24 protein-coding genes are annotated in these 26,751 nt (G+C 67.5%); 14 read left to right on the plus strand and 10 right to left on the minus strand.

The genetic code is table 11. The features are described from left to right. The first annotated feature begins 148 nt into the window (after positions 1–148). Entirely contained in the window at positions 149–844 is a 696-nt protein-coding gene (locus V5F74_RS17655) for an outer membrane protein (RefSeq protein ID WP_029556889.1), read from the plus strand. Positions 845–909: 65 nt separating this feature from the next. Here the strand turns inward: V5F74_RS17655 and panD are convergent, their stop codons facing one another. Next, positions 910–1,359, minus strand: a complete 450-nt coding sequence (gene panD / locus V5F74_RS17660) for an aspartate 1-decarboxylase (protein WP_029556888.1) — start codon at positions 1,357–1,359, stop codon at positions 910–912. Positions 1,360–1,578: 219 nt separating this feature from the next. On the opposite strand from panD, the gene V5F74_RS17665 reads away from it, so the two are divergent. Both V5F74_RS17665 and V5F74_RS17670 read left to right on the plus strand, forming a co-directional pair. Next, positions 1,579–2,586, plus strand: coding sequence for a Gfo/Idh/MocA family protein (locus V5F74_RS17665; RefSeq protein WP_394009513.1), 1,008 nt, complete (start codon positions 1,579–1,581; stop codon positions 2,584–2,586). 97 nt (positions 2,587–2,683) lie between these two features. Further along, entirely contained in the window at positions 2,684–3,838 is a 1,155-nt protein-coding gene (locus tag V5F74_RS17670; RefSeq protein WP_394009515.1) for a DegT/DnrJ/EryC1/StrS family aminotransferase, read from the plus strand. Between the two features lie 87 nt (positions 3,839–3,925). On the opposite strand, the gene V5F74_RS17675 is transcribed toward V5F74_RS17670, so the two are convergent. Together V5F74_RS17675 and V5F74_RS17680 are read right to left on the minus strand one after the other, a co-directional pair. Then, positions 3,926–5,032 carry a polyamine ABC transporter substrate-binding protein gene (locus V5F74_RS17675; RefSeq protein WP_029556885.1) on the minus strand — a complete coding sequence of 369 codons (1,107 nt, stop codon included), beginning with the start codon at positions 5,030–5,032 and terminating at the stop codon, positions 3,926–3,928. A 107-nt stretch (positions 5,033–5,139) separates the two neighbouring features. Continuing rightward, positions 5,140–6,543, minus strand: a complete 1,404-nt coding sequence (locus tag V5F74_RS17680) for a glutamine synthetase family protein (RefSeq protein ID WP_394009517.1) — start codon at positions 6,541–6,543, stop codon at positions 5,140–5,142. Positions 6,544–6,830: 287 nt separating this feature from the next. Between V5F74_RS17680 and V5F74_RS17685 the strand changes: the two genes are divergently transcribed. The 3 genes from V5F74_RS17685 to V5F74_RS17695 are packed head-to-tail and all read left to right on the plus strand — an operon-like array spanning position 6,831 to position 9,899. Further along, positions 6,831–8,348 (plus strand): sensor histidine kinase, encoded by a 1,518-nt coding sequence (locus V5F74_RS17685; protein WP_394009519.1) that lies wholly within the window; start codon positions 6,831–6,833, stop codon positions 8,346–8,348. Beyond that, a complete protein-coding gene (locus V5F74_RS17690; RefSeq protein ID WP_024277276.1) occupies positions 8,341–8,778 on the plus strand; it encodes a response regulator in 438 nt (145 codons plus the stop codon). The genes V5F74_RS17685 and V5F74_RS17690 overlap by 8 nt, the downstream gene beginning before the upstream one ends. Before the next feature lie 11 nt (positions 8,779–8,789). After that, positions 8,790–9,899, plus strand: a complete 1,110-nt coding sequence (locus tag V5F74_RS17695) for a histidine kinase dimerization/phosphoacceptor domain -containing protein (RefSeq protein WP_394009521.1) — start codon at positions 8,790–8,792, stop codon at positions 9,897–9,899. Between the two features lie 208 nt (positions 9,900–10,107). On the opposite strand, the gene V5F74_RS17700 is transcribed toward V5F74_RS17695, so the two are convergent. From V5F74_RS17700 to V5F74_RS17710, 3 genes are all read right to left on the minus strand, one after another. Beyond that, positions 10,108–10,461: a (2Fe-2S) ferredoxin domain-containing protein gene (locus V5F74_RS17700; RefSeq protein ID WP_394009523.1), complete on the minus strand. Its 354-nt coding sequence runs from the start codon at positions 10,459–10,461 to the stop codon at positions 10,108–10,110. A gap of 226 nt (positions 10,462–10,687) precedes the next feature. Beyond that, entirely contained in the window at positions 10,688–11,710 is a 1,023-nt protein-coding gene (locus V5F74_RS17705) for a sulfate ABC transporter substrate-binding protein (protein WP_394009525.1), read from the minus strand. Positions 11,711–11,903: 193 nt separating this feature from the next. Beyond that, positions 11,904–12,890 (minus strand): aldo/keto reductase, encoded by a 987-nt coding sequence (locus V5F74_RS17710; RefSeq protein WP_374251295.1) that lies wholly within the window; start codon positions 12,888–12,890, stop codon positions 11,904–11,906. A gap of 117 nt (positions 12,891–13,007) precedes the next feature. On the opposite strand from V5F74_RS17710, the gene V5F74_RS17715 reads away from it, so the two are divergent. The 5 genes from V5F74_RS17715 (at position 13,008) to V5F74_RS17735 (ending at position 18,162) form a co-directional block, all read left to right on the plus strand. Continuing rightward, positions 13,008–13,637 (plus strand): TetR/AcrR family transcriptional regulator, encoded by a 630-nt coding sequence (locus V5F74_RS17715; protein ID WP_394009527.1) that lies wholly within the window; start codon positions 13,008–13,010, stop codon positions 13,635–13,637. Positions 13,638–13,751: 114 nt separating this feature from the next. Next, positions 13,752–14,174 (plus strand): nucleoside-diphosphate kinase, encoded by a 423-nt coding sequence (gene ndk, locus V5F74_RS17720; RefSeq protein ID WP_024277270.1) that lies wholly within the window; start codon positions 13,752–13,754, stop codon positions 14,172–14,174. 180 nt (positions 14,175–14,354) lie between these two features. After that, on the plus strand, positions 14,355–15,062 hold the full coding sequence (locus V5F74_RS17725; RefSeq protein WP_029556877.1) for a TerC family protein: 708 nt from the start codon (positions 14,355–14,357) through the stop codon (positions 15,060–15,062). A 167-nt stretch (positions 15,063–15,229) separates the two neighbouring features. Next, on the plus strand, positions 15,230–15,973 hold the full coding sequence (locus V5F74_RS17730) for a TerC family protein (RefSeq protein ID WP_250165115.1): 744 nt from the start codon (positions 15,230–15,232) through the stop codon (positions 15,971–15,973). A gap of 68 nt (positions 15,974–16,041) precedes the next feature. Beyond that, entirely contained in the window at positions 16,042–18,162 is a 2,121-nt protein-coding gene (locus V5F74_RS17735; RefSeq protein ID WP_394009530.1) for a molybdopterin-containing oxidoreductase family protein, read from the plus strand. A 65-nt stretch (positions 18,163–18,227) separates the two neighbouring features. On the opposite strand, the gene purN is transcribed toward V5F74_RS17735, so the two are convergent. Genes purN through V5F74_RS17750 form a run of 3 tightly spaced genes read right to left on the minus strand, consistent with a single transcriptional unit; the run spans position 18,228 to position 20,928 of the window. Then, positions 18,228–18,887: a phosphoribosylglycinamide formyltransferase gene (purN, locus tag V5F74_RS17740; RefSeq protein WP_169121661.1), complete on the minus strand. Its 660-nt coding sequence runs from the start codon at positions 18,885–18,887 to the stop codon at positions 18,228–18,230. Continuing rightward, entirely contained in the window at positions 18,884–19,957 is a 1,074-nt protein-coding gene (purM, locus tag V5F74_RS17745; protein WP_250165111.1) for a phosphoribosylformylglycinamidine cyclo-ligase, read from the minus strand. Before purM ends, purN begins: the two co-directional genes overlap by 4 nt. A gap of 41 nt (positions 19,958–19,998) precedes the next feature. Then, positions 19,999–20,928: a hydrogen peroxide-inducible genes activator gene (locus V5F74_RS17750; protein WP_394009533.1), complete on the minus strand. Its 930-nt coding sequence runs from the start codon at positions 20,926–20,928 to the stop codon at positions 19,999–20,001. Positions 20,929–21,051: 123 nt separating this feature from the next. Between V5F74_RS17750 and V5F74_RS17755 the strand changes: the two genes are divergently transcribed. After that, positions 21,052–22,557: a catalase gene (locus V5F74_RS17755; RefSeq protein ID WP_029556871.1), complete on the plus strand. Its 1,506-nt coding sequence runs from the start codon at positions 21,052–21,054 to the stop codon at positions 22,555–22,557. A 104-nt stretch (positions 22,558–22,661) separates the two neighbouring features. Here V5F74_RS17755 and aqpZ read toward each other — a convergent pair whose 3' ends face one another. Continuing rightward, positions 22,662–23,351 (minus strand): aquaporin Z, encoded by a 690-nt coding sequence (aqpZ, locus tag V5F74_RS17760; protein ID WP_029556870.1) that lies wholly within the window; start codon positions 23,349–23,351, stop codon positions 22,662–22,664. A 418-nt stretch (positions 23,352–23,769) separates the two neighbouring features. On the opposite strand from aqpZ, the gene V5F74_RS17765 reads away from it, so the two are divergent. Continuing rightward, positions 23,770–24,051, plus strand: coding sequence for a hypothetical protein (locus tag V5F74_RS17765; protein ID WP_394009536.1), 282 nt, complete (start codon positions 23,770–23,772; stop codon positions 24,049–24,051). Positions 24,052–24,173: 122 nt separating this feature from the next. Then, positions 24,174–26,738: a carbohydrate-binding family V/XII gene (locus tag V5F74_RS17770; RefSeq protein WP_394009538.1), complete on the plus strand. Its 2,565-nt coding sequence runs from the start codon at positions 24,174–24,176 to the stop codon at positions 26,736–26,738. Positions 26,739–26,751 lie beyond the last annotated feature (13 nt).

The following is a 26,751-nucleotide window of genomic DNA, read 5'->3' on the forward strand; positions in this document are numbered from 1 at the left end:
GTTAGGAAAAGGCCACATCTCTGCCCGGTTTGATTTTTCGGGTGTGGCCCGATCGCTACAGACGGCACCGGTCAGGAGCTGTAATAAAGAACCACCCGACGGCGACCTCCTCAGGGAGCAGCCGGCGAAACCACAAAGGTAGATACTCATGTTGAAGCGTGCACTTCTGGGCGCCACCGCCCTGGTTCTCCTCGCCGGCACCGCCTCTGCGGCCGACCTGGCCACCCGCTATCCGGTGAAGGCCGCCCCGATCCCCGTGCAGGTCTTCTCCTGGACCGGCTTCTACATCGGCGGCAACGTGGGCTGGGGCTGGGCTGACAACACCTACGACTACACCCCCTTCGCTTCGCCCACCTACAGCTACAGCCCCGGCACCTCCAACGGCTTCACCGGCGGTCTGCAGATCGGCTACAACTACCAGTTCGCCAACAACGTCGTGCTCGGCGTCGAGACGGACTTCAACTGGGCCGACATCAACACCAGTGGCGTGCTGTTCGGCGGCCCGCTCGGCGGCGGCGTGATCGACCAGAAGGTTGACTACTTCGGCACCATCCGCGCCCGCCTCGGCTACGCGATGGACCGCTTCCTGCCGTACATCACCGGCGGCGTGGCTTATGCCAACACCAAGTACACCGACCCCTATGGCCTGTCCGACAGCAACCTGAAGTGGGGCTGGACCGCCGGCGCCGGCGTCGAGTACGCCATCACCAACAACTGGACGATCAAGGCCGAGTATCTGTACCTCGGCTTCGACAACAGCAAGACCAACTACATCAACGGCGATCAGCTGTCCGTCGGCAGCAACATCCAGACCGCCCGCCTCGGTGTGAACTACAAGTTCTGATCCGAAGCACCCCCTTGCATTGGGCCCCCGGCATCGCCGGGGGCCTTTTGCTTTGGGCGGTCCATTCAGACATCCGTCCGCAGCGGCACCTTCTTCTCGCAGCCGCTTTCGTCGCGGACCGCGAATCGGTAGGTGCCCGCGCTGTCGCGGGTGACCTCGTAGGTGAGCCGGCCGGTGATGCGGTTCTCCCTGTCGAAGGTCAGCACCTTCGGCCGCAGCGCCACGATCTCCCCTTCCGGTACATAGACCGAATTGCAGATGATGACCTCGTCGCCCGGCTGGCAGGTACGCGCCGCCGCGCCATTGAGGATGCAGCAGCGCGACCCGCGCTCGCCGAGGATGACGTAGGTGGAGATGCGGGCGCCGGAATTGCGGTTCCAGATCTCCACGAACTCCAGCGGCAGGATGCCGGCTTCCTCGCAATGCTCGGGATCGAGCGTGATGGAGCCGTGATAATTGAGGTCGGCCCCGGTCACGGTCAGTCCGTGCAGCTTGCCGGCGACGATCTTGCGCATGCCCCTGTCCCCTCCTCCCGCAGTCTGGTCCCGGCGGGTGATAGGCCGGCCCATCGCCGGAGGGAATAGGACACGCCCATCCCCCCGCGCCGGACCGCGCGGTAACACGGGGATGCAATTCTTGAACGGGGCCAGGGGCCGGATTTGACCCACTGCCTCGCCTTCTCAACTATGATCGTGCTAGAGCGCGCAATCGTTGAACGGCAGAAGAGGGCTGAAATGGCTCATCCGGCAGCGCCCGATCAGGAGCGCGCCTCGAACCGTCCGGTACGCATCGGCGTCACGGGCATCGGCATCATGGGATCGAATCACGCCCGCGTGCTGGCCGAACTCCCCGGCGCGGAACTGGTGGCGGTGGCGGATCCCGACCAGGCACAGGCCCAGCGGGTCGCCAATTTTCTCGGCTGCAAGGCGGTGGGCGACCACCGCGAACTCCTCGCCCTCGGCCTCGACGCCGTCGTGGTGGCAGCGCCCACCCACCTGCACCACTCCATTGCCCTCGACGTGATCGCCGCCGGCTGCTCGGTACTGGTGGAGAAGCCCGTCGCGTCCACCACCGAGGAAGGCCGCGAGATCGTGGCCGCCGCCCACGACAAGGGCGTCACCCTCATGATCGGCCACGTGGAGCGGTTCAACCCGGCGGTGCGCGCCATCAAGGACGCCATCCGCGACGAGAACCTGCTCTCCATCGCCATCACCCGCGTCGGCCCCTTCCCGCCGCGCATGTCCAATGTGGGCGTGGTGATCGACCTCGCGGTGCACGACATCGACCTGATCCGCTGGTTCACCGGCTCGGACATCCTGGAAGTGCAGCCGCAGACCCGCGCCGCCATCGCCGAGCGCGAGGACATCGCTTTGCTCCAGTTCCGCACCGCCACCGGGGCGCTGGCGCACATCAACACCAACTGGCTGACGCCCTTCAAGGCGCGTACGGTCCACGTCGCCACCTCCAAGAAATACGTGATCGGCGATCTGCTCACCCGTCAGGTGACCGAGCATTTCGACTATCGCCCCGACGGCTCCTATTCCACCCGGCACCTGCCGGTGGCCTATGCCGAGCCGCTGCGCGCGGAGCTGGAAAACTTCCTCTCCGCCGTGCGCACCGGCCGTCCGCCGGAAGTGACCGGCGAGGAGGGCGTGGCGAGCCTGGAGATCGCCATGGCGTGCCTGCCCGGTGCTACCGCCTCGTCGCGGGGCTCCTCCACCAAGCGCCGCGCGGTGGGCTGAGCCTACTGCTGAACGCGCGCCGCGCCGGCCCTTGGCCGGCGGGCGGGTGCGCGCCTGCGAAACGCCCGACGACCGGGCCTTCTGAAACGGACCAGAGATGACCTCTCCCGCGTCGGGCGCCAGCGCCCCCATCGCCTTCATCGACCTTGCCGCCCAGCGCGCCCGCATCGGCGGGCGCGTGGATGATGCGGTGCAGGCGGTGCTCGCCTCCTGCCGCTTCATCAACGGCCCGGAAGTGACGGAATTCGAGCAGAAGCTCGCCGCCTTCGCCGGGGCGAAATACGCCGTCTCCTGCTCCAGCGGCACGGATGCGCTGGCCCTGCTGCTGATGGCCTGGGGCGTGAAGGCGGGCGACGCCGTGTTCTGCCCGGCCTTCACCTTCTGCGCCACCGCCGAGGTGGTGCCGTGGGTGGGCGCGACCCCTGTCTTCGTGGACGTGAAGGAAGACACCTTCAACATGGACCCGGAGAGCCTGGAGCAGGCGATCCAGGTGGCCATCGAGCAGGGCCTCGACCCGCGGGTGGTGATCCCGGTGGACCTGTTTGGCCAGCCGGCGGACTATGACGCCATCCTGCCGATCGCCGAGAAGTACGGTCTGAAAGTGCTGTGCGACACCGCGCAGGGCTTCGGCGGCACCTGGAACAACCGGCGCACCGGCTCCATCGGCGATGCCACCGCCACCTCCTTCTTCCCCGCCAAGCCGCTGGGCGCCTATGGCGACGGTGGCGCGATCCTCACCGACAACGAGGAACTGGTGACGATCCTCAAGAGCCTGCGCGAGCACGGCCAGGGCGTGGACAAGTATCAGAACGTGCGCATCGGCATGACGGCGCGCCTCGACACCATCCAGGCCGCCGTGCTGCTCGAAAAGCTCGCCATCTTCGAGGAGGAGATCGCGGCGCGCGAGAAGGTAGCCCGGCGCTACAATGAACTGCTCAAGGACGTGGCTGGCGTGCCGGTGGTCGATCCGCGGGCGACGTCGGTGTGGGCGCAATACACCATCAGGCTCGCCCCCGGCGTGCGCGACGGCCTCGCCGAAAAGCTGAAGGCCGAGGGCGTGCCCACCGCCGTCTACTACCGCCTGCCCATGCACCTCCAGCCGGCCTATCGCCACTACCCCTCCGCCGGCGCCATCCTGCCGGTGTGCGAGGCGCTGGCGGAGGAGGTCATCTCCCTGCCCATGCACGCCTATCTCGACGAGGCGACGCAGGACCGCATCGTCGACGCGGTGAAGCGGGCGCTGGCGGCCTGAAGACGCAGGACGGACCCATAAAAAGGGCCGCGGGAGATCGTCTCCCGCGGCCCTTTCTTTTTCAGGCCGGAATGAACCGGCCGCGCCTCACTTCCCGCGCTTGAAGGTGTTCCAGGTCTTGGTGATGACCCGCTGCACCGGCGGCTCGTTGGTGGTGACGATGAAGAGGCGGTCGAACACCTCCTTCGTCGGATAGATGGACGGGTTGTCCATGATATCCTTGTCGATGAACTTCTGCGAGGCGAGGTTGCCGTTCGCGTAGGAAATGAAGTTCGAGTTCTTCGCCGCCACCTCGGGTCTCATCATGTAGTTGATGAAGGTGAGGGCATTGTCGATGTTCTTCGCATCCTTGGGGATGGCGAAGTTGTCGAACCACATGAGCGCGCCTTCCTTCGGCAGCGCATAGTCCACGTTCACCAGCTTCTTCTTGGTCTTCTTCGCCGCCTCCTGGGCGCGGGTCCTGGCCTGGTAGATGTCGCCGGACCAGCCGAGGGCGATACAGATGTCGCCGCGGGCGAGGGCGTTGATGTAGCCCGAGGAATCGAACTTCTTGATGTAGGGCCGGACCGTCATGAGCAGAGTGCCGGCCTTGGCGATGTCGTCCGGGTTCTTGGAATTGGGATCAAGACCCAGATACTTCATCGCGGTGGGGATCACCTCCTCCGGGCCGTCGAGGAAATAGACGCCGCAATCCTTCAGCTTGGAGAGGATTTCGGGCTTGAACATGATGTCCCAGGTGTTGAGCGGGATGTCGCCGAGGCGCTCCTTCACCTTGTCCACGTTGTAGCCGATGCCGGTGGTGCCCCACATGTAGTTGACGGCGTGATCGTTGCCGGGGTCATACACGGCGAGGCGCTTCGTGACCTCGGGCCAGGCGTACTGCAGGTTCGGGATCTTGGACTTGTCGAGGGGGATGAACACGCCCGCCTTGATCTGCCGCTGCAGGAAGGAGCCGGACGGCACCACAACGTCGTAGCCGGTCTTGCCCGCCAGCAGCTTCGTCTCCAGCACCTCGTTGCTGTCGAAGACGTCGTAGCGGACCTTGATGCCGGTTTCCTTGGTGAAATCTTCCAGCACGGTCGGATCGATATAGTCCGACCAGTTGAAGACGTTGACGACCTTTTCCTGGGCCGTCGCCACGCCGGTAAGGCCGAGCGTGGCCACGACGACTGCAGCTAGCGTTTGGCGAAGCATCCGCCGTTCTCCTCTTGCGCGGGGCGGGCTTATCCTGCCGTCCCCGGTGGTGGAAGGCTATTGCGTTGCGGCACAACGCTCAACAGGAAACGGCCACGCCGCAGCGCTCAGAGGTAGGTGTCGTATTCCAGCGGTAGAATCTGCCGGGTGAAGGCGGCGAGTTCCTCCTGCTTCATCACGCCATAGATGCGGCGATAGTCCTCGCCGAAGGCGCGGGCGATGAAGTCGGACGCCAAGAACCGCCGCACCGCCTCCTCCATGGAGGGGGAAAGGCGCTCGGCCGCGTGCTCGTAGGCATTGCCGGAAAGCGGCGCAGGCGGCTCGATCTCCCGCTCCAGCCCTTCCAGCATGCCGGCCAGGATACCGGCGAGGACGAGATGGGGATGGGCTTCCGCCCCCGCGATGCGATGCTCCAGCCGGCGGGCGGCGGGCGGTCCGTTGGGCACGCGCACGGCCACCGAGCGGTTGTCATAGCCCCAGCTGATGGAGACCGGCGCATAGGAGCCCGGCACCAGGCGGCGATAGCCGTTGTAGCTGGGCACGAACAACAGCGTTGAGTCCGCCATGGTGGCGAGCAGGCCGCCCGCCGCGTGGCGCAGGGCCTTGTCGCCCACGCCGTCGGGCTTGGCGAAGAGATTGCCGCCGGCCGTCTCCATCAGGCTCACATGGACGTGCATGCCGTTGCCGGCAAAATCCACGAGGGGCTTGGCCATGAAGCTGGCGCGCAGGCCGTGGCGCCGTGCGACACCGTCGATGAGCCGGCGCAGCAATATGGCGTCGTCCGCCGCCGCGAGCGCATCCACGCGGTGGTAGAGATTGACCTCGAACTGGCCGGGCGCCGCCTCGGAGATCACCGTATCCGCCGGCAGGCCCTGCTGCTCGCAGGCTGCGCGCATGTCGTGCAGCACCGGCGCGAAGGCGTCGAGGTCCGACATGGAATACATGTTCTGCCGCGCCTGCCCGGTGGCGGGGAACACCGGCTCCGGCGGCGCGCCGGGTACGTCGGACGGCTTCAGCAGATAGAATTCCAGCTCGAAGGCGACGCAGGGGGCAAGGCCCCGCGCGGTGAAACGGTCCACGATGCCGGCGAGCTGCTGGCGCGGATCGAGCTTCCACGGCGCGCCCTTGGCCGAGCCATCGGGCTCGTGCATGGTGATGAGCACCTGCGCAGTGGGCCTCGGCGCCCAGGGCACCGGCTTCAGCGTGCCCGCCACCGGCCAGCACAGCCCGTCCTTGTCGCCGGTCTCCAGGTGGATCTCGGTGGCCTCCACCTCGCAACCCCAGATGTCGAGGCCGAAGATGGAGAGCGGGATGGCCACCCCGTCCTTCCAGATCTTGGTGATGGACCGGCCGGGGATCCATTTGCCGCGCAGCACCGCGGACGTGTCGGGCAGAAGCACTTCCACCACCTCCGGCTCGCCGTAGGTGGAAAGATAGGCCGCGACCTCATCGGCAGGCTCTGCTGTGGCAGAGGCCTCGTCGGGTCGGCGGCCGGGGAGTGTGACCGGCATGATACTCCGTCTTCAAAAAAGCGACGTTCAAGCCGCATCCAAGCGCTAACGCGGGGAACCTTCAAGCGAGTCCGCACTTATCACACCTTGAGCGGGCGCGGATTGATCCCGTAGAGGTTTCTTGTTACCGCGCCGCCGGAGAGGCGGGACGAAATGGGACAATGGGCGGCTCGCGCCCTCGGTGAGGCGGCTTCCGCGCGCGGCACGGGTCAGGCCCGCTCGGCCACGTTCGGCGGGCGGGCGCATTGGTGCGCGCGCCTTCTCATTCCGCCCGTTGGTACCCCGTCATGACGGCCACCCTCAGCGAAACCGCCCCGCGCCCCTGGCAACGCCGCTTCGCGACACCGGGGCCGACGCTGCTCCTGCTGCTCGGCTTCGCCATCCTCGTCGCCATCAGTGCGTCGTCGATCTCCCTCATCCATCGCGCGCGGTCGGATGCGGAGAGCGTCGCCCATACGCTTCAGGTGATGAACGCCGTTTCCCAATTGCAGGTCCTCATCCGCCGCACGGAAAGCGCCGAACGCGGCTATCTCATCACCGGACGCGAGGGTTTCGCCCGCTTCTATGAGCAATCAAAGGCCCAGACCGGGCCGACGCTCGAACAGATCGGCGCCCTCACCGCAGATAATCCCGAGCAGCAGCAGCGCGTGGCGGAGGCCCGGACCCTGATCGCCGAACGCCTTGCGTCTTACGAGCAGTCCATGACGCTCAGGACCGCGGGCGATCTGGAGGGGGCCACCGCCGACCTTCGGGCCGATCGTACCGAGGGCGCGATGTCGCGCCTCGGCACGCTGCTGGTCGAGATGAAGGCGGCAGAGAGCAACTTGCTCGATGATCGGACCGATGCTTCCCACGACAGCACGGTGTGGCTCACCGTGGTCAGCCTCGCCGGCCTCGCCGTGGTGCTGGTCCTCGGCGCCCTCGCCCTCACCCTCAATCGCCGCCAGGTCGGCGCCTTGCAGGCGGCGCAGCGCGAGCTGGAGGCTGCCAACCAGGGGTTGGAGAAGCGCGTCGCCGAGCGCACCGCCGACCTCAAGGAAGCCAACGACGAGATCCAGAGCTTCGCCTACATCGTCAGCCACGATCTGCGCTCGCCGCTGGTCAACATCATGGGCTTCACCAGCGAGATCGAGGCCATGCGCGGCGACCTGTTCGAGCGCCTCGCCCAGCTGAGGGCACAGGCGGGCGAGGCGCCGGAGGCCGATGCGCAGATCGCCGCCGACTTCGAGGAGGCCCTCGGCTTCATCAAGACGTCCATCACCCGGATGGATCGGCTCATCCACGCCATTCTCGCCTTGTCGCGGGAAGGCCGGAAGGAATTCGTGCCGGTGGACGTGGACATGGGCCAATTGTTCGCGAACCTGCGGGACAGCATGACCCACCAGCTTCACGAGGCCGGCGGCGAGATCACCATCAAGCGCCTGCCGGTGATCCAGTCCGACCGGCTGGCGCTGGAGCAGATCTTCACCAACCTCCTCGACAACGCCTTCAAATACCGGCGGGACGACGTGCCGCTCCGGGTGGAGGTGAGCGCGGTGGACACGCCCGGTTTCGTCACCTTCGTCATTCAGGACAATGGCCGCGGCATCGATCCCAAGGATCGCGGCCGGGTGTTCGAGCTGTTCCGCCGCTCGGGCCGGCAGGACCGCCCCGGCGAAGGCATCGGCCTTGCCCATGTCCGCGCGCTGGTGCGGCGCATGGGCGGCCTCATCTCTCTCGATTCCAAGCTGGGCGAAGGCTCCACCTTCAAGGTGACGGTGCCGCGCCGCCTGCCCACGGAGACCGGAAAGAAGGACCATGGTTGAGCACGTCACCATCATCATGATCGAGGACGATGAGGGCCATGCGCGCCTCATCGAGAAGAACATCCGGCGCGCCGGCGTGAACAACGAGATCGTCGCCTTCAGGGACGGCACCAGCGCCGTCAACTTCCTGTTCGGCGCCGATGGCAGCGGGCGGGAGAGCAGCGGGCGCGCGCTCCTCGTGCTGCTCGACCTCAATCTGCCAGACATGACCGGCGTGGAGATCCTCGGCCGCATCAAGCAGAACGAGCATCTCAAGCGCTCGCCCGTGGTGGTGCTCACCACCACCGACGACAAGGTGGAAATCCAGCGCTGCTATGACCTCGGCGCCAATGTCTATGTGACGAAGCCGGTCAATTACGAGAATTTCGCCAACGCGATCCGGCAGCTTGGCCTGTTCTTTTCCGTCATCCAGGTGCCGGAGACCGACTGATGGAATGCGCCGTGTCCGACCCTCTGGCAACCCAACTGGACGCGGCATCCGCTCCGCCGCCGCCGCTGCGCGTGCTCTATGTGGACGACGACCCCGCCCTCGGGCGGCTGGTGCAGCGCCAGCTCGGCCGGCTCGGGTTCGAGGTGGTTCCGGCCTTCTCGGGCGAAGACGGGCTGGCCCGGCTCGGCACCGAGCGGTTCGACGTGGTCGCCCTCGACCACTACATGCCCGGACAGGACGGCATGACCACCCTGCGCGCCATCCGCGCCCTCGATAATGCCCCGCCGGTGGTCTACGTCACCGGCGCGCAGGACGGGCGCCTCGCGGTCGCGGCCCTCAAGGCGGGCGCGGCCGACTATGTGGTGAAGGAGGTGCAGGCCGACTTCATCGAACTGCTGCGCGCCGCCTTCGTGCTGGCGGTGGAGCAGGTGCGCATGCGCCGCGCCCACGAGGCGGCGGAAGCTGAGATCCGCGCCGCCCGCGACCGGTTCGAGGCGCTGGCCGCCGAGCGCGCGCTGCTGCTGCGCGAGATGAACCACCGCGTCGGCAACTCGCTGCAGATCATCGTCTCGCTGCTCAACGTGCAGGCCGGCGCCACCGACGAACCCCGCGTGAAGGAAGCGCTGAATTCCGCCCGCAACCGCGTCTCCGCCGTCGCGCAGGTGCACCGGCGCCTCTACACGTCCGACCAGATCGCCACCGTCGCGCTCGACCAGTATATCGGCTCGCTGCTGGACGACCTGCAGGTGTCGGCGCACCGCGAGCACGGCGGCATCACCCTCACCTACGATGCGGACCCGATCCACATCGACCCGGATCGCGGCGTGGCGCTGGGCATCATCGCCACAGAACTCGTCATCAACGCCATGAAATACGCCTATCCCGACGGCGAGGGGCCGGTGCGGGTGAAGCTGAAGCGCATGGGCGACCGGCTCGACTTCACCGTGGAAGACGACGGCGCCGGTATCTCCCCGGACAAGCCCGCGAAGTCCACGGGCCTCGGCAACCGCATCGTCAAGGCCATGTCCATGAAGCTCGGCTGCGAGCCGACATTCGATCCGCGCGATCGCGGCACCTGCGTGCGCCTCACCTTCCGCCTCGCCGATCCCGCCAAGGCGTGAGGCGCCCGGGCCTGCATCGGCCTTCGGCCTGAGACCGCCGTCATCCCCCGGCTCGTCCGGGGGATCCACCCCGCCGCTTGTCCGGATTGCCGGAAAGCCGTCCCGGCCCGACCGTGGATCGCCCGCACAAGGCGGGCGATGACAGGACCGAGGAGAGCCGCGCGAGCTTTAGGGCGTTGCCTTCGCTCAGGCGCCGCGCGGGCTGTTCTCAGATGCGGGGAATGATGATGAGCCGCTCCACCGGCTTGCCGCCGAGGAGATGCTCGGTGACGATCTCGTCGATGTCCTCGGGGGTCTTGGGCGTGTACCAGATGCCCTGGGGATAGACGACCATGATCGGCCCCGCCTGACAGAAGCTCAGGCAGCCGGCGGAGGTCATGGCGATGTCGCGGCGGCCGGATGCTTCCAGCTTCTTACCCAGGCGCTCCCACAAGGGCTGCGCACCGTTCGCCCCGCAGGAGCCGCGCGGATGCATCGGCGGCCGCTGGGTGAAGCAGCAGAAGACGTGGTGGGTGTAGACCTGCGGGATATCGAGGACTTCGACTTCGGCGGCTTCGGACATGACGGCTCGCGGCTCGGTGGGCGTTCCCTGGAGCCATTCAAATTGCATGCCGCCCCATCAAAGCCATCGGAAAGCTTCGGCCGTTCAAGGGAATAGCAGATGCAGAAACGCCGGCGCCCTGAAGGGACGCCGGCGCGGGGTGCCGGACTGGCGGGAATACGACACGGCGCGGCGCCCCGCGCCCCACGCCCCACGCCCCACGCCCCGCGCCCGACGCGTCACACAGTCATTTGCCCACGAACAGGCTGTCGAGCTTGCCACCGGAAGCGAAGTGGGTGGCCTGCACCTTCTCCCACCCGCCGAACACGTCCTCCACCTTCACGAGGCGGATGGGCGGGAACTGGTCCTTGAACTGGTCCGCCACCTTGGGGTCCACCACCCGGTGGAAGGCCTTGGCCGCCACCGTCTGGCCGGCGGTGGAATAGAGAAACTCGAGATAGGCCGTCGCGGAGGCGCGGGAGCCGCGCTTGTCCACCACCTTGTCCACCACCGCCACCGGGAACTCGGCGAGAAGGCTCACGGACGGCACGACCGTGAGAAGCTTCTTGTCGGGATAGAGCCCCTCGATGGTGCGGGTCTCGGCCTCGAACGTCACCAGCACGTCGCCGGTGTCGCGCTCGACGAAGGTGGTGGTGGCCGCGCGGCCGCCGGTGTCGAACACCGGGACGTTGGAAAGCAGCTTCTTCACGAAGGCGTCCGCCTTGGCGGCATCGCCCTTGTTCTGCTCCAGCGCATAGGCATAGGCCGCGAGATAAGTGTAGCGCGCATTGCCCGAGGTCTTGGGGTTCGGGAAGATCACCTTCACGTCGTCACGGACGAGGTCGGACCAGTCCTTGATGTTCTTCGGGTTGCCCGCGCGCACGAGGAAGGCCGGGAAGGAATAATAAGGCGAGGCGGAATTGGGGAACTTCTTCGGCCAGTCCTTGGCCACATAGCCGGCCTTGGCGAGGGTATCCACGTCGATCACCTGGTTGAAGGTGACCACGTCCGCCTCCAGCCCCTCGATGACCGCGCGGGCCTGCCGCGACGAGCCGGCGTGGCTCTGGTTCACCGTCAGCTGCTGGCCGGTCTTCTCCTTCCAGAACGGGATGAACTCGGCGTTGATGGCCGTGAACAGCTCACGGGAGATGTCGTAGGAGACGTTCAGCAGCGTGTTCGGCCCCTGCTGGGCCAGCGATGGCGCGGCGCCGAACGGGGCCGCGGCCGCGCCGGCGAGCGCGGTGGCGAGGAGGGCGCGGCGGGTGATCATGGAACGTGCTCCCGATTTCACATTTCACAAATGATGAAATGTTATATTCACATGCACCGTGTCTAGCATGTGAAATCTGGACTGTGAACCTCCCGGCGCGCCGGCCACCCAGAAACTTTCCCCATGGGAATAGGAAAGGCCCGCGAACAGGTCGCGGGCCTTCAGAAATTGCGGGCGGATCAGACGTCCGGCGTCAGAGGTTCAGCATGGCCATGGCCGCCTCGGGATAGCGCGTGCCGGCCACGGCCTCGGGTGCGAAGAGCGCGTCGAGGGTGGCGACCTCCTCCGGCGAGAGGCGGATGCGGGTCGCAGCCACGTTCTCCTCCAGATACTTCTGCCGCCGCGTGCCGGGGATCGGGATCACGTTGTCCTGCTTGTTGAGGATCCAGGCCAGGGCGATCTGCGCGCTGGTGGCGCCCTTCGCCGCGGCGAAGTCCTTCAGCGCCTCCACCAGCGTGAGATTGGCCTTGAGCGCATCGCCGCTGAAGCGGGGATTGGCGCGGCGGAAATCGTCGGCGGCGAGCGTGTCGGGGCTCGTCACCGCACCGGTCAGGAAGGAACGGCCGAGCGGGGAATAGGCGACGAAAGCGACGCCAAGCTCGCGGCACGCCGCCAGCATTTCCTCTTCGGGATCACGGCTCCACAGCGAATATTCGATCTGCACCGCGGAGATGGGATGCACCGCGTGCGCCTTGCGCAGCGTCGCCACCGAGCATTCGGAGAGGCCGAGGAAGCGCACCTTGCCGGCCTCCACCAGCCCCTTCATGGCGCCCACCGTCTCCTCGATGGGTGTCTTGGGGTCCACGCGGTGCTGGTAATAGAGATCGATGGTGTCGATGCCGAGCCGTTCGAGGCTGGCGTCGCAGGCGGAGCGCACATAGTCCGGCGTACCGGAGACGCCGAGGCGCTCGCCATTGGGGCCGCGCACGTTGCCGAACTTGGTGGCGAGGATGACCTGATCGCGCCGCCCTTTCAGGAAGCGGCCGAGCAGGCGCTCGTTGTGGCCGACGCCGTACATGTCGGCCGTGTCGAAGAAATTTATGCCGAGGTCGAGAGCGGCTGCTAGGGTCGCGAGCGACTGTTCGTCGTCGCTCGGCCCATAGAATTCAGACATGCCCATGCAGCCGAGACCGATGGCGGACACGGACAGACCCGAGCGACCGAGGGAGCGATGGTCCATGGGGGACCTCATATGAAGGGGAAAGAAGGGTACAGCCAGGCGGACCCGCGCTGGCCATGAATGTAAACTATACCGTATAGTGTACTTATGTCAAGCGACAGTCCTTCCCCGCCGCCCGTGCCGGGCGCCGCGACCGATTTCGCACCGGCTGACGCCCGCCCGGGGCGCGACCGCCGCACCACCGTGCCGCGCATCCGCGCCGCCGCGCGCCGGCTGTTTCTGGAACGTGGCTATGAGGGCACCTCCATGGACGCCGTCGCGGCGGCCGCCCCCGTTTCCAAGCGCACGCTCTACCAGCACTTTCCCGGCAAGGCCGAGCTGTTTGCCGCGGTTATCGACGACGCTTGGTCCCACTTCACCCGCGCGCCCATGCTGCCCGGCGACACCGCCGGCGATCCCCGAGCGGTATTGCGCGCCTATGTGGGGCGCCTCACCGAGCATTGGGAGCGGCCGGACGTTGTGCCGCTGCTGCGGCTGGTGATCGCCGAGGCGCCGCGCTTTCCGGAGCTGTCGCAAGCCTATTTCGCCGTGGGCAAGGAGCCGGCGCTGAAGGGCCTCGGCGCCTATTTCGCCACCCTCGCCGGGGAAGGCCGCCTCGCCACCAGCGATCCGCAGCTGGCGGCGGCGCAATTCCTGGGGGCCATCAAGGAGCCGCTGTTCTGGCCGCGGGTGCTCGGCGTGCCGGTGGCATTTGATGCCTCCGCCGCGGTGGAGCGGGCCATCGACGGGGTGCTGAAGGACCGCTGAGGGCGGGGCATTTCGCCCCTTCCCTTGCCCCTTGGGCGCCCCCCTGCTAAGAGCCGCGCCATCCGCGGGATGCTCGCGGCATTCCTTTTCCATGAACAGACAGGACGGTCCCCCATGGCGATCGAGCGCACTTTCTCGATCATCAAGCCCGACGCCACGCGTCGGAACCTCACCGGCGCCATCAATGCCGTCATCGAGAATGCAGGCCTCAAGATCGTGGCCCAGAAGCGCATCCGCATGACGCGCGAGGAGGCCGAGACCTTCTACGCCGTCCACAAGGAGCGCCCCTTCTTCGGCGACCTCGTGGCCTTCATGACCTCCGGCCCGGTGGTGGTGCAGGTTCTCGAAGGCGAGAACGCCGTCGCCAAGTACCGCGAAGTGATGGGCGCCACCAACCCGGCGAACGCCGCCGAGGGCACCATCCGCAAGCTGTTCGCCGAGTCCATCGAGGCGAATTCCGCCCACGGCTCCGACAGCACCGACAATGCGAAGGTGGAGATCGCCCAGTTCTTCTCCGGCAATGAAATCGTCGGCTGAACTGGTATTTGATTAGGATTCCGCGGCGCGCGATCGAATTTGTGCGCCGCGGCGTCCGGTTTTTGTTGAGCGTTCCCTTCCGGCAGAATAACGTAGCGTCAAAATCCAAAATACGGCGCACCAGACGCAGAATACAATCTCGCGGTGACGCTGACGCTCTAATGGCCCGGGGTAGGGATCATGTCGCTCGATTCACCAGTGCTCTGGCTGGCACTGCTGCAGATCATATGGATCAACGTCCTGTTGTCCGGCGACAACGCGGTGGTGATTGCCCTCGCCTGCCGCTCATTGCCGGAGAAGGTGCGCCGAACGGGCATCATTCTCGGCGCCGGCGTGGCCGTCGGCCTGCGCATCATCTTCACCGGCATCGTCGCGACACTTCTGGCCCTGCCGTGGCTGAAGCTCGTGGGCTCCCTCGCCCTCATGTGGATCGCGGTGGACCTTGCCAGCCCTGACGAGGGCGGCGAAGAGGCCATTCAATCCAGCGACAACCTCTGGAAGGCCGTGGGCACGGTGGCGGTGGCCGACATCGTCATGAGCCTCGACAACGTGGTGGCCGTGGCCGCCATCGCCGACGGCAACTGGTTCCTCCTGGTCTTCGGCCTCGCCATCTCCATTCCGCTGATCATCGCCGGCTCCTCGCTGGTGATGGCCCTCATCAACCGCTTCCCGCTGCTCGTCTGGGCCGGCGCGGCGCTGCTCGGCTGGGTGGCCGGCGACATGCTGCTCGGCGATGTGGCCATCATCGAGCGCCTGGGCGAAGAGACCACCCATCACCTCCACCGCATCGTTTCGGCCGGAGGCGCCGCGCTTGTGGTCGGCCTCGCGCTGGCCCTGCGCTGGTACAAGGGTCGGCGCGCGCACGCCCACGACGACCTCGCAGCCTGAGACGATCGAGACGAAAGGGGCCGCATCCGGCCCCTTTTTTCTGCCCTTTAATTGACGTAACGGAAGTTCTGCTGCGTCATCAACATGACGTAACGTAATAATAACTGCGGCGCGCCCAAACCCGAGGGCCCCGCCGCACTACCCGCCTGCACCCCATGGAGTGGACGATGGATTTCACCGCGCCGACCTTCTGGGTCGCCCTCCTGCAGATCATCTGGATCGACCTGCTCCTGTCCGGCGACAATGCGGTGGTGATCGCGCTGGCCTGCCGCTCGCTGCCGGCGAAACAGCGCAAATGGGGCATCCTGCTCGGGGCCGGCGCGGCGGTGGGTCTGCGCATCCTGTTCGCGCTGGCGGTGTCCTACTTGCTCGGCGTGCCGTTCCTGAAGGTGGTGGGCGGCCTCCTGCTGTTCTGGATCGCCATCAAGCTCGTCACCGACAATGGCGGCGATGCCCACGAGGTGGCCGCTTCGGACAGCCTGTGGAAGGCGGTGCGCACCATCGCCATCGCCGATGCGGTCATGAGCCTCGACAATGTGGTGGCCATCGCCGCCGCCGCACGCGGACACTGGGAATTGTTCGTGTTCGGCCTGCTGCTGACCATACCGCTCATCATCTTCGGCTCGCAGCTGCTGCTCTCGCTGCTCACGCGCTTCCCCATCCTCATCTGGGCTGGCGCGGCGCTGCTCGGCTGGATCGCGGGGGAGATGCTGGTGGGCGACGTGATGGCGCTCAGCTACCTGCAGCACATCAACCCGGCGCTGGTGAAGGTGGCGGAGGACGGGCTCCACCCGGCCGCCCTGCCCCATTATGTGGCCAGCACCATCGGAGCCCTCTTCGTGCTGGGGCTCGGCTACGTCCTGCGCAACCGGGAGCGTGACCGCGCCGCCGAGGCCGGGCACGGCGCCTGAGCCGCTCCTGACGTAAGACCTGAAAAGGGGGCGACGGAACGCGTCGCCCCCTTTATTGTCTCGGGGCCATGAACGTCCATGCCCCGACCGTTTCGCACACCGCCCACAGCCCGGTTGCGACCCACCCGTCCGTCTGTCCCCATGACTGTCCGTCCGTCTGCGCCCTGAAGGTGGACGTGATGGCCGACGGCCGCATCGGCCGGGTGCATGGCTCCAAGGACCAGCGCTATACCGCCGGCGTCATCTGCGCGAAGGTCGCCCGCTACGCCGAGCGGGCGAACCATCCGGACCGCCTCACCCATCCCCTGCTGCGCACCGGCCCCAAGGGCTCCGGCCAGTTCACCCGCATTTCGTGGGACGAGGCGCTGGACCGGGTGGCCGAAGGCCTCCTGAAGGCCGAGCGCGAGCACGGGGCCGAGTCCGTCTGGCCGTACTATTACGCAGGCACCATGGGCCTCGTGATGCGCGACGGCATCAACCGGCTGACCCATGTGAAGCGCTATTCGCGCTTCTTCGCGTCCATCTGCGTCAATCCCGCCTGGAGCGGCTACATGGCCGGCGCCGGCCAGATCTCCGGCGTGGACCCGAGCGAGATGGCCTCTTCCGGCCTCATCACCCTGTGGGGCACCAATGCGGTGTCCACGCAGGTCAACGTGATGACCCATGCCATCCACGCCCGGAAGAAGCACGGCGCCAAGATCGCGGTGGTGGATGTCTATCGCACGCCCACCATGGAGCAGGCGGACATCCCCCTCCTCATCCGCCCCGGCACCGACGGGGCGCTGGCCTGCGCGGTGATGCACGTGCTCTTCCGCGACGGCCTCGCCGACCGCGCCTATCTGGAGCGCTACGCCCGCGACGCCGCCGCGCTGGAGGCGCATCTCGCCACCCGCACGCCCGAATGGGCCTCCGCGCTCTGCGGCCTGCCGGTCGATGAAATCGAGGCCTATGCGCGGCTCGTAGGCACGACGCCCGCCTCCTATTTCCGCATCGGCTACGGCTTCTCCCGCAGCCGCAATGGCGCGGTGAACATGCACTCGGTGGCGTCCATCCCGGTGGTGGCCGGAAGCTGGCAGCATCTCGGCGGCGGCGCGCTCCACTCCATGTCCGGCACCTATGGCTGGCGCAAGAAGATGATCGAGGGGCTCGACCGGCTCGATCCCACCGTGCGCGCCCTCGACCAGTCCCGCATCGGCCCCATCCTGATGGGCCAGGCCGATGCGCTGGCGGGCGGCGGCAAGGTGGCGGCGCTGTTCATCCAGAACACCAATCCGGTCGCCGTCGCCCCCGAGCAGGAGAAGGTGAAGCGCGGCTTCGCGCGGGATGACCTGTTCGTCGCGGTCCACGAGCAGTTCATGACCGATACGGCGAAGATGGCCGACATCGTGCTGCCCGCCACCATGTTCACCGAGCATGACGACATCTATGGCGCGGGCGGGCATCCCCACATCCAGATCGGCACCAAGCTGGTGGAGCCGCCGGGCGAATGCCGCACCAACCATGACGTGATCTGCGCCCTGGCCTCACGCCTCGGCGCCGAGCACCCCGGCTTCACCATGACCGCCCGCGAGCTGATCGACTGGACCCTGCGCGAGAGCGGTCGCGGTCCGGTGGAAGCGCTGGAGGACGCCCGCTTCATGGACGTGGGCCAAGACTTCCGCGCCGCCCATTTCCTCGACGGCTTCGCCCACCGCGACAAGCGCTTCCACCTGGCGGTGGACTGGGCGAACCTCTCCTTCCCCGCGCCCGGCAAGTTCGGCCCGGTGGCGGACATGCCGGCTTTGCCGGACCATTGGGCGGTGATCGAGGAGGCGGATGCGGCCCATCCCTTCCGCCTCGTCACGGCGCCGGCCCGCAACTTCCTCAACTCCTCCTTCACCGAGACCCCCACCTCGCAGGAGAAGGAGGGCGCCCCCTCTTTGCTCATCCATCCCGAGGACGCAGCGGCGCTGGGCGTCGCGGAGGACGATCTGGTGGCGGTGGAGAACCCGCGCGGGCGAGTGGAACTGCGCGTCCGCCTGTTCGACGGGCTGCGGCGCGGCGTGGTCGTCTCCGAGCAGATCCAGCCGGCCGGCGCCCATCGCGGCGGGCACGGCATCAACACGCTGACAGGCGCCGACCCGGTGGCGCCGGTGGGCGGCGCGGCCTTTCATGACAACAAGGTGCGGGTGGTCAAGATCGGGGCGTGAGGCTCTCACGCCCGGCCGACCACACGTAGCGCCAGCACAAGGAAGAGCAGGCACCCGCCCGGAAACTACACCCCCGGCGAAACCAGCGCCGGCAGCCCGCCTTTGGCACCGGTGATCTCCACCCGCTCGTCGGCGACCTTCAGCCGGCCGGCGGCCAGAAGCTCCAGCCCCTTGGGGTAGATGACGTGCTCCTGCGCCAGCACGCGGGCGGCGAGGACGTCCGGCGTGTCGTCGGCTTCCACCGGCACGGCGGCCTGGAGAATGATCGGCCCCTCGTCCATCTCGGCGCGCACGAAATGGACGGTGCAGCCGTGGAACCGCACCCCCGCCTCCAGCGCCCGCTCGTGGGTGTGCAGGCCCTTGAAGCTCGGCAGGAGCGAGGGGTGGACGTTGATCATCCGGTTGCGCCAGCGCTCCACCAGCCAGGGCGTGAGCAGACGCATGAAGCCGGCGAGGCAGACGATCTCGATGCCCTCTGCCTTCAGATAGGCGTCAAGGGCGGCGTCGAAGGCGAGGCGGTCGGAATAGCCCTTGTGCGACAGCACGAGGGTCGGCACGCCGTGCTCCTTGGCGAAGTCGAGGCCGGCGGCGTCCTCGCGGTTGGAAAGGACCAGCGCGATCTCGGCCGGAAAATCCGGCGCCTCGGCGGCCTTCACCAAAGCCGCCATGTTGGAGCCGCGACCGGAGATGAGGATCGCGGTGCGTTTCGGCGCCGCCTCGCTCATGACGCGAACCCGAAGTCGGCGGCCCCGTCATAGACCACATGGGCCGCGCCGGCGCCGGGCTCGATGACGCCAAGGCGGATCACCGTCTCGCCCGCCGCCGCGAAGGCGTCAGCCACCTCTTCCTCGCGCTCCACCGGCACCACCACGGCCATGCCGACGCCGCAGTTGAAGGCACGCAGCATCTCTTCCGGAGCCACCGCGCCGACGCTGGCCAGCCAGCGGAAGACCGGGGGGACGATGAGGTTGGAGAGGTCGATGCGGGCGATGGTCCCGGCCGGCAGCACGCGCGGCAGGTTCTCGGTGATGCCGCCGCCGGTGACATGGGCGAGGGCCTTCACCGCGCCGGTCGCGCGGATGACGGAGAGCACGCTCTTCACATAGAGCCGGGTCGGCGTGAGGAGCGCGGTGCCGAGGTTCTGACCCTTGTTGAAGGGGGCCTCGTCGGTCCAGGCGAGGCCGGAGCGCTCGACGATGCGGCGCACCAGCGAATAGCCGTTGGAATGCACGCCGTCCGAGGCGAGGCCGAGGATCACGTCGCCCGGGCCAACATCCTTGCGCGGCAAAAGCTCGGTGCGCTCGACGGCACCGAGGGAGAAGCCGGCGAGGTCATAGTCGCCGTCGCGGTACATGCCCGGCATCTCGGCCGTCTCGCCGCCGATGAGGGCGCAGCCGGCCGCCTTGCAGGCGCGCGCGATGCCCGCGACGATATGGGCGCCCACATCCGGCGCGAGGCGGCCGGTGGCGAAATAATCGAGGAACAGCAGCGGCTCGGCACCCTGCACCACGAGATCGTTGACGCACATGGCCACGAGGTCGATGCCGATGGTGTCGTGCACGCCGGTATCGATGGCGATCTTGAGCTTGGTGCCCACGCCATCGGTGGTGGCGATGAGGAGGGGATCTGCAAATCCCGCCGCCTTCAGGTCGAACACGCCGCCGAAGCCGCCGATGTCCGCGTCGGCGCCCGGCCGGGCGGTGGCCTTCACCAGCGGCTTGATGAGATCGACCAGCCGGTTGCCCGCATCGATGTCCACGCCCGCGTCGCGGTAGGAAAGTCCGTCCTGAGCCATAGGATCCCCGTCTTTGCGCGGGGCTTAGCCGCGAACGCGGGTCAAAGCAAGGCAGAGCGCCGGTCTTCGCCGTCTTGCACAGCCGGGCGGCAGGCCCGGACCATGGCGGCGACCTGCTCCACATCGTCCCGGAACGGCAAAGTGCGCCGCCAGACGAGGCCGATGGTCCGCGACGGCGCCGGATCGGGAAAGCGCAGCAGCCGCACGCGCGGGATGCGCCCGCCCTCTGATGCAACGAACATCTGCGGCAGCAGCGTAACGCCCTGCCCGTTGGCGACCAACTGGGCCAGCGTGGACAGGCTGGAGGCGCCGAAGCGCCGCAGCTGGCGCGCATCCACCTTGCGGCAGACGTTGAGCGCCTGGTCGCGGAAGCAGTGGCCGTCCTCCAGCAGCAGGAGGTCGGCAGCAAGGATGTCCTCGGCGGCGGCGGTCTCGCCCTGAAAATCCGCCGAGCTTTCGGGAACGGCGAGCAGGAACGGGTCCTCGAACAGCGCCTTGGTCTCCAGCGCCGGGTGCTCCACCGGCAGGGAAAGGATGACGAGGTCGAGGTCGCCATGGGCGAGGTCGTTCACCAATTGCTCGGTCTGGCTCTCCCGCAGCGCGATCTCGACGCCCGGCCAGCGCCCCGCCATCTCCGGCAACAGGCGCGGCAGGAGATAGGGGGCGATGGACGGGATGACGCCGAGCCGCATCCGCCCCTCCAGCAGGCGCCCGCGATCGCGGATGGTGCGCTCCATGTCGGCGAGGGCCGCGAGCACGCCGCGGGCGCGCGATGCCGCCTCCTCACCCACCGGCGTCAGGCGCACACCGCTGCGCCCCCGCTCGACGAGGCGCACGCCGAGCGCCTCCTCCATCTCGCGGATCTGCATGGAGAGGGCCGGCTGGGTGACGGCGCATTCCTCCGCCGCGCGGCCGAAATGACGGTGGCGGGCGAGGGCGTCGAAGTAGCGGAGCTGACGGGTGGAGAGCACACGATAAGATTACCTTATCGAAAACTCAATGCAATCTGATTTGTGCTTATTCCAACTCACGGCCATCCTGCGCCCCGGATGATCCGCAGCCGTCACGGCGCGAATCTAAGCAGGGAGCCCTTCATGACGCGACCCACCCTCACCACCACCGCCGGCAATCCCATCGCCGACAACCAGAATTCGCTCACCGCCGGCCCGCACGGTCCGGTGCTGATGCAGGACTACCAGCTCCTGGAGAAGCTCGCCCACCAGAACCGCGAGCGCATTCCCGAGCGCGTGGTGCACGCCAAGGGCTGGGGCGCCCACGGCACGCTGACCATCACCGGCGACATCTCGAAATACACCAAGGCGAAGGCCCTCCAGCCCGGCGCGCAGACGCCGATGATCGCCCGCTTCTCCACGGTGGCCGGCGAACTCGGCGCGGCGGATGCCGAGCGCGACGTGCGCGGCTTCGCGCTGAAATTCTACACGCCCGAGGGCAACTGGGACCTCGTGGGCAACAACACCCCGGTCTTCTTCGTCCGCGACGCATACAAGTTCCCGGACTTCATCCACACCCAGAAGCGCCACCCCAAGACCAATCTGCGCTCGCCCACCGCCATGTGGGACTTCTGGTCCCTCTCCCCGGAGAGCCTGCACCAGGTGACGATCCTGTTCTCCGACCGCGGCCTGCCCGTGGGCGTCAGGAACATGAACGGCTACGGCTCGCACACCTATTCCTTCATCAACGAGGCGGGCGAGCGCTTCTGGGTGAAGTTCCACTTCAAGACCCTGCAGGGCCACAAGCACTGGACCAATGGCGAGGCCACCGAGGTGGTCGGCCGCACCCGCGAATCCACGCAGGAGGATCTGTTCACCGCCATCGAGCGCGGCGAATTCCCCAAGTGGAAGGTGCAGGTGCAGGTGATGCCGGAGCTGGATGCGGAGAAGACCTCCTACAATCCCTTCGACCTCACCAAGGTGTGGCCGCACGGCGAGTATCCGCCCATCGACATCGGCGTCATGGAGCTGAACCGCAATCCGGAGAACTATTTCAACGAGATCGAGCAGGCGGCCTTCTCGCCGTCCAACATCGTGCCCGGCATCTCCTTCTCGCCGGACAAGATGCTGCAGGCCCGCATCTTCTCCTATGCGGACGCCCACCGTTATCGCCTGGGCACGCATTACGAGCACCTGCCGGTGAACGCCGCCAAGTGCCCGGTGCATCACTACCACAAGGACGGCGCCATGCGGTTCTTCCCGCAGATGACCGGGAATACCGACGCCTATTACGAGCCCAACTCGTTCAACGGCGCCGCCGAGGATGCCAAATATGCCGAGCCGCCGCTGAAGATCTCGGGCGATGCCGAGCGCTACAGCCACCGCATCGGCAATGACGACTTCTCCCAGCCACGCGCCCTGTTCGAGCTGTTCGACGCCGGCCAGCGCCAGCGGCTCTTCAGCAACCTCGCGGCGGCCATGTACGGCATTCCGCAGGAGATCGCCGACCGGCAGATCGCCCTCTTCACCAAGGTCCACCCGGAGTACGGGGCGGGCGTGAAGGCGGCGCTGGAGCACGAGACCCGGACCAAGGCGGCGGAGACGGCGCAGCAGCAGAAGAACCCGGCGGGCCCTGTCGCCGCCGAGTGACGTGATCCCGGAGCGGGGGTTTGCCGGGAGCCCCGACCCGGCAAACGGAAAGGGGGCGCGCCTTGCCGGCGCGCCCCCTTTTTATGCGTCCTGCCGACGGAGCCTCAGTCCTCGAGCACCTTCAGCTTGAACAGAAGGCCGGCGAGATAGGCGCCCACCAGCGGCACCACGATGAACAGCCAGAGCTGCGAGATGGCCTTGCCGCCCGCGAACAAAGCCGGGCCGATGGAGCGGGCGGGGTTCACCGACACGCCGGTGACGGGGATGAAGACGATGTGGATCATCACCAGCGACAGACCGATGGCGAGACCGGCCGCCTGGGTGATGCCTGCCTTGGACGTGGAGCCGAGGATCACCACCAGGAACACGAAGGTGCCCACCAGCTCGGCGAGGATCGCGGCGCCGAGGCCGTAACCGCCGATATAGCCCTCGCCCCAGCCGTTCTGGCCGAGACCGGCGGTCTTCACGTCGAAGCCGGCCAGCTTTCCGGAGGCGATCATGAACAGGATGGCGGCGCCGGCGATGCCGCCCAGAATCTGGGCGATCCAGTATTTCGGCACTTCGGAGGTGGGGATGCGGCCGGCCGCCCAGACGCCGATGGTGACGGCGGGATTGATGTGGCAGCCGGATACATGGCCGATGCCGTAGGCCATGGAGGTCACGGCTAGGCCGAAGGCGAAGGCGATGGCGAGCATCCCGATGGGCGCGGAGCCGTAGCCGGTGAGCACGGCGGAGCCGCAGCCGAAAAGGACGAGTACCGCGGTTCCGATGAACTCGGCGACGTATTTGTTCATTGCCCAGTCTCCCCTGCACGCCTCCGCCCGTCGCGCCCGGGCAGTTGGCACGCATCCAGCACAGGTTCAGGGGCCGAATTCACCGCCAAGGCCGATCGAAACCGGGCGGATCCGGCTCCCCCGCGGCGCGTTGAAGGCGCGCCGCGGCCCAAGCGAACTCCGGCTAACGGCAGAGATCAAGACTGGAACTTCAAATCGGAGCCGCTCCCGCCCACCTTTTTGACGTGCGGCGACGCAGCATCGCGTGACGCGCTCGCGAAAAGATGAACGGAAGGTAAAGGCCCGTGTCGGCACGGGTTCAGCCCCGGCGTCGTACAAGCAGGATGAAAACATCCTCCATTGAGGGGACGACCTGCCTCGGTCCGGCGTTCTAAGCCGGCCACGCGACGTCGAACAACGAGCTGCCCCGGACCCTGCCATGAAGACCTCCTCCCTGATCGCGGCTGCCGCCACCACCTTCATCGCCATCGCCGCCTGGGGTGGCGGCGACCTCGTGCGCGCCTTCCCCGGCGATGCCGCTCCCGCCATGGCGAAGGCGGACCAGCCCGCGGCACGCAACGTCGCCTACCAGTGGCGCGACTATTGGGATCGCGGCGGGGCAGACGCTGCGACGCGGGCCTGCCCGGCGCGCAAGGCCATCAGCCTGTCGTGGCAGGGGCCGCGCCTCTCCTGGCAGCGCAGCTGCGCCCGGGCTAGCTGAGCTTCATGCCTCGCGCGCCACGGCCGGACGTCGCGACCCGAAGGCGCCGCGCGGCCACGCTGACGTTCGACTGCGAACATGGTAGGTGTGCGCGCCCCGGTGTTTCGGGAGGGAGGGAGTTCATGAAGCGACTTTGGAGCGGCGCCTCAGCCGCCGCGCTGGTTGCAGCGGCGATGCTGTGGACCGCGACGGCCGACGCCCAGCAACCCCAGTCGACACCTCAGGCGCAGGCCCAGCCCGGAGCCACGCCCTCCGCGCCGCCGACCTGGCCGCGCGTCTATGACCTGCCCGACAATCAGGTCCTCCAGCTCTATCAGCCGCAGATCGACGTGTGGACCGGCGACACCATGTCCGGCCGCGCCGCCGTCGCCATCGGCGTCAAGACGGGGACGCCGACCTACGGCATGGTGAAGTTCACCACCCGCGTCGCCATCGACAAGCCGGCCGGCCTCGTCCATTTCGCCACCTTCACCATCGATGGCGTGCAGGTGCCCACCGAGCCGGCCAAGGCGAGCGAAATCCGCTCCGCCCTCCAGACCCGCCTGCCGCCCGACGGCATGACCGTCCCGCTCGACCAGCTCCAGGCGAGCTATGCGGTGAACCAGGAACTGGCCAAGGTCCAGACCCAGCCGGTGGACAACACCCCGCCGCAGATCCTGTTCGCCACCACGACCACGATCCTCGTCCCGGTCGCCGGCGAGCCGGTGCTGCGCCCGATCAAGGGCGTCAGCGGCTTCCAGCGGGTCGTCAATACCCGCCCGCTGCTGCTGAAGGACGATGCCGGCACCTATCATCTGGAAGCCGCCGGCCACTGGTATGAGACGCCGAACCTCGGCGGCACGTGGATCGTCACCCCCCAGGTCTCCGATGCCCTCGCCTCCGCCGGCAAGGCCGCCATCGCCGAGACCCCGGCCGATCCGTTGCTCAACAACGACAAGAAGCCCATCAACCCGGCCCCGGCCATCATCGCCGTCACCAAGCCGTCCGAGCTGATCCAGACCGACGGCCAGCCGCAGATGCTCCCGGTCGCCGGCACCAACCTGCTCACCATGAACAATGCCGATCATGCGGTGTTCATGGAGACCACCTCCAACTCCTATTTCGTCCTGATCTCGGGCCGCTGGTTCAAGGCGCCCGACCTCAAGGGGCCGTGGGCCTTCGTCGCCAGCAACGCGCTGCCCAAGGACTTCTCGAAGATCTCGCCGAACGATCCGAAGGCCAACGTGCTGGTCTCCGTCGCGGGCACGCCGCAGGCGAAGGAAGCGGCCATCGCCGCCACCATCCCGCAGACGGCAACCGTGAAGCGCAGCGTGGAGCTGAAGGTCGCCTATGAGGGCGCGCCGAAGTTCGAGCCCATCAGCGGCACGGCACTCGCCTATGCGGTGAACACCGCAACGCCGGTGATCCGCCTCGCCCCCGACCGCTTCTATGCGGTCAACAACGGCGCCTGGTTCGTGGCCGTCGATCCCGCCGGCCCCTGGCGGGTCGCCGACGTGGTGCCGGACGTGATCTACACCATCCCGGTGTCCTCGCCGATGCACTACGTCACCTACGTCCGCATCTACGGCTCGACGCCGGACGCGGTGGTGGTGGGCTATACCCCCGGCTACATGGGCGTCGTGGTCGCGCCCGGCGGCACGGTGGTCTACGGCACCGGCTACAATTGCGTCGGCTATGTGGGCTTTGCCGACTGGTATTCCTGCCCGGTCACCTACGGCGTCGGCGCCGGCTTCGCGCTGGGCCTCGACACCGGCTTCGCCTTCGGCTTCGCCGCCGGCTGGGGCTGGGGCGCTGCGGTCTACCCCTATTGGGGTCCCTACTGGCATCCCTATGGCCCCTATGGACCTTATGGACCCTACGGCCCGTGGGGCGGCCACTGGGGCTACACCAACCTGAACCAGACCAACCTCTATGGCCGCTGGGGCGGCGCCGCGACCGTCAACCACGCCTGGGGCACCACCTGGAACGGCACCGACTGGTCGGGCCGCGACTGGCACGGCACCACGGCCAACGGCACCAACTTCGCCGGTCGCTCGGCCGCCGCGTTCAATCCCTATTCCGGCAATTATGCCGCCGGCCGGGAGAACGCCCGCTACAACCCCACCACCGGGGCCCGCGGCGAAAGCCGCGCCGGGGTGGAAGGCAACGCCTATACCGGCAATGCCGCCGCCGGGCGTGAATCCGCCGGCGCCAACCCCACCACCGGCACCTACCACGCCTCCCAGACCGGCGTGACCGACAACCACGGCAACGTGAACGTCAACAGCCGCGGCGTCGCCGGCAATGCCAAGACCGGCAACGCGGTGGCCTGGGACAACGGCCATGTGGCGGTGGACCACGACGGCAACGTCTACCAGCACAACGACAACGGCAGCTGGAGCCAGCACACCACCTCCGGCTGGCAGAACACCACCCGCGACACCTCCAGCCTCGATCACGAGGAGCAGGCCCGCTCCTATAGCAATCAGCGGGTGTCGAGCTACGGCGGCGACGGCTTCGGCGGCGACGCCTATGGCCGTGGCGACAGCTTCGGCTCCGGCGGCTTCGACCGCGACTTCGGCGGCTTCGGCGGCGGCGATCGCTTCGGCGGCGGCGGCAGCTGGGGTGGTGGAGACCACTTTGGCGGAGGCTTCGGCGGTGGCCGTGGCTTCGGCGGCGGGTTTGGCGGCGGCTTCGGCCGGCGCTGATCGCACCCTATCG

The sequence above is a fragment of the Xanthobacter aminoxidans genome, assembly GCF_043193615.1.
GTDB classification, from domain to species: domain Bacteria; phylum Pseudomonadota; class Alphaproteobacteria; order Rhizobiales; family Xanthobacteraceae; genus Xanthobacter; species Xanthobacter aminoxidans.